6 protein-coding genes are annotated in these 8,808 nt (G+C 64.8%); 5 read left to right on the forward strand and 1 reads right to left on the reverse strand.

Going from position 1 to position 8,808, the window contains the following annotated elements; translation table 11 throughout:
• The first annotated feature begins 90 nt into the window (after positions 1 to 90).
• Complete coding sequence (gene rpoC, locus BUF17_RS14815) at positions 91 to 4,305, forward strand: DNA-directed RNA polymerase subunit beta' (RefSeq protein ID WP_073629967.1); 4,215 nt, start codon at positions 91 to 93, stop codon at positions 4,303 to 4,305.
• A gap of 239 nt (positions 4,306 to 4,544) precedes the next feature.
• On the opposite strand, the gene BUF17_RS14820 is transcribed toward rpoC, so the two are convergent.
• Complete coding sequence (locus tag BUF17_RS14820) at positions 4,545 to 4,817, reverse strand: hypothetical protein (RefSeq protein ID WP_073629969.1); 273 nt, start codon at positions 4,815 to 4,817, stop codon at positions 4,545 to 4,547.
• Positions 4,818 to 5,570: 753 nt separating this feature from the next.
• Here BUF17_RS14820 and rpsL point away from each other — a divergent pair.
• The 4 genes from rpsL to BUF17_RS22620 form a co-directional block, all read left to right on the forward strand.
• Complete coding sequence (gene rpsL, locus BUF17_RS14825; RefSeq protein ID WP_073629971.1) at positions 5,571 to 5,942, forward strand: 30S ribosomal protein S12; 372 nt, start codon at positions 5,571 to 5,573, stop codon at positions 5,940 to 5,942.
• Positions 5,943 to 6,071: 129 nt separating this feature from the next.
• Positions 6,072 to 6,542 carry a 30S ribosomal protein S7 gene (gene rpsG / locus BUF17_RS14830; protein WP_073629973.1) on the forward strand — a complete coding sequence of 157 codons (471 nt, stop codon included), beginning with the start codon at positions 6,072 to 6,074 and terminating at the stop codon, positions 6,540 to 6,542.
• Between the two features lie 36 nt (positions 6,543 to 6,578).
• Complete coding sequence (gene fusA, locus BUF17_RS14835; RefSeq protein WP_073629975.1) at positions 6,579 to 8,654, forward strand: elongation factor G; 2,076 nt, start codon at positions 6,579 to 6,581, stop codon at positions 8,652 to 8,654.
• Between the two features lie 59 nt (positions 8,655 to 8,713).
• On the forward strand, positions 8,714 to 8,808 hold a 95-nt coding region (locus tag BUF17_RS22620), incomplete at its 3' end, for a GTP-binding protein (RefSeq protein WP_139221393.1).

Below are 8,808 nucleotides of genomic sequence, written 5' to 3' on the forward strand. Positions count from 1 at the left end.
GAGACGACTGAAACTGGATTTGACGGCGATGCGACGGCCGGAGCTCATACGGAGCCCGCTTCGTCCTCGCCGATGCGAAGGAGAGAGCCGATGAACCAAGAGGTCATGAACCTGTTCAATCCGCAGGCTCCGGTGCAGACCTTCGATAACATCAAGATCGCTCTGGCCAGCCCGGAAAAGATCCTGTCGTGGTCCTACGGCGAGATCAAGAAGCCCGAGACGATCAACTACCGTACGTTCAAGCCGGAACGCGACGGCCTGTTCTGCGCGCGCATCTTCGGCCCTATCAAGGACTACGAGTGCTTGTGCGGCAAGTACAAGCGCATGAAGTACAAGGGCGTGATCTGCGAGAAGTGCGGCGTCGAGGTGACGCTGTCGCGCGTCCGCCGCGAGCGGATGGGCCACATCGAGCTCGCCGCCCCCGTCGCGCACATCTGGTTCCTGAAGTCGCTCCCGAGCCGCATCGGCATGCTGCTCGACATGACGCTGAAGGACCTGGAGCGGATTCTCTATTTCGAGCACTACTGCGTTCTGGAGCCGGGCCTCACCCCGCTGAAGCTGCATCAGCTTCTGACGGAGGAGGAGTATCTGCGCGCCCAGGACGAGTACGGCGACGATTCCTTCACCGCCATGATCGGCGCCGAGGCGATCCGCGAGATCCTGCGCAGCCTGAACCTGGAGCAGATCCGCGACCAGCTTCGCGTCGAGATCGCCGAGTCGACCTCGGACCTCAAGCCGAAGAAGCTCGCCAAGCGGATGAAGCTGATCGAGGCGTTCATGGACTCGGGCAACAAGCCCGAGTGGATGATCATGACCGTCATCCCGGTCATGCCGCCCGATCTGCGTCCGCTGGTGCCGCTCGACGGCGGCCGGTTCGCGACCTCGGACCTGAACGACCTCTACCGCCGCGTCATCAACCGCAACAACCGTCTGAAGCGGCTGATCGAGCTGCGCGCGCCGGACATCATCATCCGCAACGAGAAGCGCATGCTTCAGGAAGCGGTCGATGCGCTGTTCGACAACGGCCGCCGCGGCCGCGTCATCACCGGCGCCAACAAGCGTCCGCTGAAGTCGCTCAGCGACATGCTGAAGGGCAAGCAGGGCCGCTTCCGCCAGAACCTGCTCGGCAAGCGCGTCGACTATTCCGGCCGCTCGGTGATCGTGGTGGGTCCGGAGCTGAAGCTGCACCAGTGCGGCCTGCCGAAGAAGATGGCGCTCGAGCTGTTCAAGCCGTTCATCTATTCGCGGCTTGACGCCAAGGGCTATTCGTCGACGGTGAAGCAGGCCAAGAAGCTCGTCGAGAAGGAAAAGCCGGAAGTCTGGGATATCCTGGACGAGGTGATCCGCGAGCATCCGGTGATGCTGAACCGCGCGCCGACGCTGCACCGCCTGGGCATCCAGGCGTTCGAGCCGACGCTGATCGAAGGCAAGGCGATCCAGCTTCACCCGCTGGTGTGCTCGGCCTTCAACGCGGACTTCGACGGCGACCAGATGGCGGTGCACGTGCCGCTGTCGCTGGAAGCCCAGCTCGAAGCCCGCGTGCTGATGATGTCGACCAACAACATCCTGCACCCGGCGAACGGCGCGCCGATCATCGTGCCGTCGCAGGACATCGTGCTCGGTCTCTATTATCTGTCCATCATGGCGGAGAAGGAGCCCGGCGAAGGGTCGGCGTTCAGCAATCTCGGCGAGTTGCAGCACGCGCTCGAGTCCAAGGCGATCACGCTCCACACCAAGATCCGCGGCCGCTTCAAGACCGTGGACGCCAACGGCAACCCGGTCTCGAAGATCTACGAGACGACCCCGGGCCGCATGATGATCGGCGATCTGCTGCCGCGTCATCCCGGCGTGCCGTTCGACGTCTGCAACCAGCTCATGACCAAGAAGCAGATCTCGGCCATGATCGACACGGTCTACCGTGCCTGCGGGCAGAAGGAGACGGTGATCTTCTGCGACCGCATCATGTCGCTCGGGTTCTCCAACGCGTTCAAGGCCGGCATCTCGTTCGGCAAGGACGACATGGTGATCCCGGACACCAAGGAGCGGCTCGTCGAGGAAACCCGCCAGCTCGCCAAGGAATACGAGCAGCAGTACTCCGACGGCCTGATCACTCAGGGTGAGAAGTACAACAAGGTCGTCGATGCCTGGGCGAAGTGCACGGATCGCGTCGCCGACGAGATGATGAAGCGCATTTCGGCCGTTCAGATGGACGACAACGGCCGGCACAAGCACATCAACTCGATCTACATGATGAGCCACTCCGGTGCCCGCGGTTCGCCGGCGCAGATGAAGCAGCTCGCCGGCATGCGCGGCCTGATGGCCAAGCCGGACGGCTCGATCATCGAGACGCCGATCATCGCGAACTTCAAGGAAGGCCTGTCGGTGATGGAGTACTTCAACTCCACCCACGGCGCCCGCAAGGGTCTGGCCGACACCGCGCTGAAGACCGCGAACTCGGGCTACCTGACCCGCCGTCTCGTCGACGTGGCGCAGGACTCGATCGTGACCGAGTACGATTGCGGTTCGACGGGCGGCATCAAGATGACGGCCGTCGTCGACGCCGGCACCGTGGTCGCCTCGCTCGGCATGCGCATTCTCGGCCGCACCGCGGCGGAGAACATCACCGATCCGGCGACGGGCACGGTGCTGGTCCCGGTCGGCAAGCTCATCGACGAGAAGGACGTGGAGCGCGTCGAGAAGGCGAGCGTGCAGTCCGCGCGCATCCGCTCGGTCTTGACCTGCGAGTCCAAGGCCGGCGTCTGCGGCGCCTGCTACGGTCGCGACCTCGCCCGCGGCACGCCGGTCAATCTCGGCGAAGCGGTCGGCGTCATCGCGGCGCAGTCCATCGGCGAGCCGGGCACCCAGCTCACCATGCGCACGTTCCACATCGGTGGCACGGCGCAGGTGGTCGACTCGTCCTTCATCGAGTCCTCGTTCGAGGGCACGGTGAAGATCCGCAACCGCAACGTCGTTCGCGACAGCGAGGGCAAGCTCATCGTCATGGGCCGCAACCTCGCGGTGGTCGTGCTCGACAAGGACGGCACCGAGCGTGCGGTCAACCGCATCACCTACGGCGCGCGCCTGCACGTCGACGACGGTGACGTGGTGAAGCGCGGCCAGCGTATCGCCGAGTGGGACCCCTATACCCGCCCGGTGATCACCGAGGTCGACGGCATCGCCGGCTACGAGGATCTGGTGGAAGGCGCCTCCGTGACGGAGTCCGCCGACGAGGCCACCGGCATCACCAAGCGCGTCGTGATCGACTGGCGCTCCAACACCCGCGCGCAGGATCTGAAGCCTGCGGTCGTGGTGAAGGGCGCCGACGGCAAGCCGCTGAAGCTGTCGAAGGGCGGCGAGGCGCGCTACCTGCTGGCGGTCGACGCGATCCTCTCGGTCGAGCCGGGCTCGACGGTGCGTGCGGGCGACGTTCTCGCCCGTATCCCGCTGGAGAGCGCCAAGACCCGCGACATCACCGGCGGTCTGCCGCGGGTGGCGGAGCTGTTCGAGGCACGGCGGCCGAAGGACCACGCGATCATCGCGGAAGTCGACGGCACGGTGCGGTTCGGCAAGGACTACAAGAACAAGCGCCGCGTCATCATCGAGCCGCATGACGGTTCGCTGGAGCCGGTGGAGTACCTGATCCCGAAGGGCAAGCACATCCACCTGCAGGATGGCGACACCATCGAGAAGGGCGACTTCATCCTCGACGGCAACCCGGCGCCGCACGATATTCTGGCCATTCGTGGCGTGGAGGCGCTGGCCGCCTACCTCGTCAACGAAATCCAGGAGGTCTACCGGCTTCAGGGCGTGCAGATCAACGACAAGCACATCGAGGTGATCGTCCGCCAGATGCTGCAGAAGGTCGAGATCTCCGACGCGGGCGAGACCGAGCTGTTCCCCGGCGAGCAGGTGGACCGCATCGATCTCGACGTGCTGAACGAGAAGGCGAAGTCGGAAGGCAAGAAGCCGGCTTCCGGTGCCCCGGTGCTGCTCGGCATCACCAAGGCGAGCCTGCAGACCCGGTCGTTCTTCTCGGCCGCGTCGTTCCAGGAGACGACCCGCGTGCTGACCGAGGCGGCCGTCAACGGCAAGACCGATCCGCTCGAGGGCCTGAAGGAGAACGTCATCGTCGGCCGCCTGATCCCGGCCGGCACCGGCGCCACGATCGCGCGGCTTCGCGAGATCGCCGGACGCCGCGACGAGCTCATCATCGAGGAGCGCCGGCGGGCGGGCAATGTCGGCGCGGCCGATCAGGTGCTCGGCAACCCGGCGCTGGTCGATCTGTCGAGCAATCCCGCGGAGTGATCCCGCGACGGCCGGGGAGGAGCGATCCTCCCCGCCAGGGGCAAACAGGCCGGGGCGATGATCGCCGAGGCGATGATCGAACGGCTGGAATCGGAACGGGCCGCCTTCTTGCGAGGGCGGCCCGTTTCCTTTTGCAGCGCCGGATGTCCTGGGAGGGCGACGCAGCGGGTCGCCTTGGGTGTCTTGGGAGGGGATGCGCTGGGCGGAGCGGAGCTGTCAGCCTGTCGCCAAGCGGCAGGTCAGAAGGCGACGGCGCCGATCGCCTGATAGCAGAGGAAGGTCGCGAGGCCGCCGAACAGCGCGGCCTGCGCCAGTTCCACGATCCGCCACTTGGTGGCGTTGGCTTCCTCGCGCAGAGCCTGAAGCGCGGAGGCGTGGCGCGCGAACATCACGCCGCTCGCGACGGAACGGCTCCAGGAGAGCGCACTGGGCGAGAGTGCACCGGGCGAGAGCGCACCGGGAGAGGCCGCACCCGGGCGGTGGTTGGCACGGGCCGGAACGGGCGGGGTCATGGCAATCCTCCGCGATGGTCGGTCTCGGTCTTGCGTAAGTCTTGGAGCAACGGCGCGCGACAGACCCGAGGCGCGTCCGGGCTTTAACGCGCAAGGGCGCGCGATGTTCCAGGCCGCCGGAACCATCGCGCGATTCCCGCAAGGTGGCAATAGAAATGCGAATCGTTCGCAATAATAGGAATCACTCCAATTCGAATGTGAGCCGGCGCGGACCGGATTCGGGAATCGGCCGTTGGTGGCTCGTCGACTGGAAGGGGAGGGGGCGGCCGATTCCGCGGTGGCGATGCCGCCTCGGCCTTTCATCGGCCCGCGCGACTGAGAAGATTGCGTGACGGCCGCGTCGAATGGTACGATCTTGCGTGTCGACGCTTGGTTACGAAAGCGTTGCGGCGGGCCGGGAATTTTTTCCGCGGAACGCCTGAACCTATTGACGGGGCGGAAGCGAAAGTCTAGGTTCCGCGCACTTTGACGGCAGGCGGTAAGCCTCGATCGTATCCATGACGCGCAGTCGCCCGGTTCTCTGAACCAGCAAGCGACGCGAAAGCGGCGGATCCAGTCGGCTTAAACGCTGTCGTGACCACTGGGTGACATGACGATCAAGCCATGATCGCGGGAAACCGTGATCCTCTGGATCGTGGGCCCTGTCCGGCGGAGATGTCCGCAGGACTGCGGCCTCCATTCGCGTGGCTGAATCGGAACGTCGTTTCCGGGCGGCAGACGGAACGCTTGAGCTGAAGAGTACGGAACGGAAGCATGCCGACGATCAACCAGCTGATCCGCAACCCGCGGCAGGCTCCTGCGAAGCGGAACAAGGTTCCCGCGCTGGAGCAGAACCCGCAGAAGCGTGGTGTGTGCACGCGCGTCTACACGACGACCCCGAAGAAGCCGAACTCGGCGCTTCGTAAGGTCGCCAAGGTGCGCCTCACCAACGGCTTCGAAGTGATCGGCTACATCCCTGGTGAAGGCCATAACCTTCAGGAGCACTCGGTCGTCATGATCCGCGGCGGCCGCGTGAAGGACCTTCCGGGCGTGCGCTACCACGTTCTGCGTGGCGTGCTCGATACCCAGGGCGTCAAGGACCGCAAGCAGCGCCGTTCGAAGTACGGCGCCAAGCGGCCCAAGTAAGCCGCGAGACCAAGTTTCACATCCGGCGTTCGCGCCGGGTCGTCCGAGAGCGGCGATGTGGAGAGCTTGGCCCGAGAGGCCGCCTCCCGACGCCGCTGGAAAGAAGTTCAAGGCGAAGGATCGAGATCGATGTCTCGTCGTCACAGCGCAGAGAAGCGGGAGATCCTGCCGGATCCGAAGTTCGGCGATCTTGTCGTGTCGAAGTTCATGAACAGCGTGATGCGCGACGGCAAGAAGTCCGCCGCGGAATCCATCGTTTACGGTGCGTTCGACATCATCCGCGCCAAGACCCGGCAGGAGCCGATCGAGGTGTTCCACACCGCGCTCGACCGCGTCATGCCGCAGATCGAAGTGCGGTCGCGTCGCGTCGGCGGTGCCACCTATCAGGTGCCGGTCGAGGTTCGCACCGAGCGTCGTCAGGCGCTGGCGATCCGCTGGCTGATCTCGGCCGCCCGTGCCCGCAACGAGAAGACCATGATCGAGCGTCTGTCCGGCGAGCTGCTGGACGCCTCGAACAACCGCGGCACTGCCGTGAAGAAGCGTGAAGACACGCACCGGATGGCGGAAGCCAACCGCGCGTTCTCGCACTATCGCTGGTAATCCCGAGCTTCGTTCGAGTCTGAAAGGCACCCCGTCATGGCGCGCACGCACAAGATCGAGGACTACCGCAACTTCGGCATCATGGCCCACATCGATGCCGGCAAGACCACCACGACCGAGCGCGTGCTCTACTACTCCGGCAAGTCCCACAAGATCGGCGAAGTCCATGACGGCGCCGCGACGATGGACTGGATGGAGCAGGAGCAGGAGCGCGGCATCACCATCACGTCCGCCGCCACCACGACCACGTGGAACGGCAAGCGCCTGAACATCATCGACACCCCCGGCCACGTCGACTTCACCATCGAAGTCGAGCGTTCGCTGCGTGTGCTCGACGGTGCCGTGTGCGTGCTCGACTCCAACCAGGGCGTGGAGCCGCAGACCGAGACCGTGTGGCGTCAGGGCGACAAGTACCACGTCCCGCGGATCGTGTTCTGCAACAAGATGGACAAGACCGGCGCGGACTTCTACCGCTGCCTCGACGATATCGTCGAGCGCCTCGGCGCGAAGCCGGTGGCGATCCAGCTGCCGATCGGCGCCGAGTCGGACTTCAAGGGCCTGATCGATCTGGTGCGCATGATCGGCGTCGTGTGGAGCGACGAGGACAAGGGTGCGACCTTCAAGGAGATCGAGATCCCGGCCGACCTGAAGGACAAGGCCGAAGAGTATCGTGCCGCCCTCATCGAGGCCGCGGTCGAGCTCGACGACGAAGTCTTGGCGGCGTTCTTCGAGGGTGAGACCCCGGACGAAGCGACGCTGAAGCGCCTGATCCGCAAGGCCGTGCTTCACGGCGCGTTCTATCCGGTGCTGTGCGGCTCGGCGTTCAAGAACAAGGGCGTCCAGACGCTGCTCGACGCGGTGGTGGACTACCTGCCGAGCCCGGTCGACGTTCCGCCGATCAAGGGTATCGACGGCAAGACCGGCGCGGACACCGTTCGTCATTCGACCGACGACGAGCCGCTCGCCATGCTCGCCTTCAAGATCATGGACGACCCGTTCGTGGGCTCGCTGACCTTCTGCCGCATCTATTCCGGCAAGATCGAGAGCGGCATGTCGCTCCTGAACTCGCCGCGCGAGAAGCGTGAGCGCGTCGGCCGCATGCTGCTGATGCATGCGAACAGCCGCGAAGACATCAAAGAGGCCAACGCCGGCGACATCATCGCGCTGGCCGGCCTGAAGGAAACCCGCACCGGCGACACCCTGTGCGACCCGGCTTCCCCGGTGATCCTCGAGAAGATGGAGTTCCCGGACCCCGTCATCGAGATCGCGGTCGAGCCGAAGACCAAGGGTGACCAGGAGAAGATGGCGATCGCCCTCTTCAAGCTGGCGGCCGAGGACCCGTCGTTCCGCGTGTCCACGGATCAGGAAAGCGGCCAGACCATCCTCAAGGGGATGGGCGAACTGCACCTCGACATCAAGGTCGACATCCTGCGCCGCACCTACAAGGTGGACGTCAATGTCGGTGCGCCCCAGGTGGCTTACCGCGAGACGATCACCCGCCGGGTCGAGGTGGACTACACCCACAAGAAGCAGACCGGTGGTACCGGCCAGTTCGCGCGGGTGAAGTTCGTGGTCGAGCCGAACGAGGTCGGCAAGGGCTTCGAGTTCGAATCGAAGATCGTCGGCGGTTCGGTGCCGAAGGAATACATCCCCGGCGTCGAGAAGGGCCTCGAGTCCGTTCTCGGTTCGGGTGTGGTCGCGGGCTTCCCGATCGTCGACGTCAAGGTCGAGCTGATCGACGGTGCCTATCACGAGGTCGACTCTTCGGCTCTCGCCTTCGAAATCGCCTCGCGGGCCGCGTTCCGTGAAGCGCTGCAGAAGGCCGGTCCGGTTCTTCTCGAGCCGATCATGCGCGTCGAGATCACCACCCCCGAGGACTATCTCGGCTCGGTGATCGGCGATGTGAACTCCCGGCGTGGCCAGATCTCGGGCACGGATACGCGCGGCAACGCGCAGATCGTGAACGCGATGGTGCCGCTCGCCAACATGTTCGGCTACGTGAATACCCTGCGGTCCATGAGCCAGGGCCGCGCCAGCTACACGATGCTGTTCGATCATTACGATCAGGTGCCGCAGGCCGTCGCCCAGGAAGTTCAGGCGAAGTACGCCTGAGCCTCCGGATCGAAACAACGCTCGCAGACCTGACAACTCGCATTTGACGGAGCACGCCGATGGCGAAAGAGAAATTTGCGCGGACCAAGCCGCACTGCAACATCGGGACGATTGGTCACGTTGACCATGGCAAGACGTCGCTGACGGCGGCGAT

Origin of the sequence: Pseudoxanthobacter soli DSM 19599 (assembly GCF_900148505.1) — a bacterium.
GTDB lineage: Bacteria > Pseudomonadota > Alphaproteobacteria > Rhizobiales > Segnochrobactraceae > Pseudoxanthobacter > Pseudoxanthobacter soli.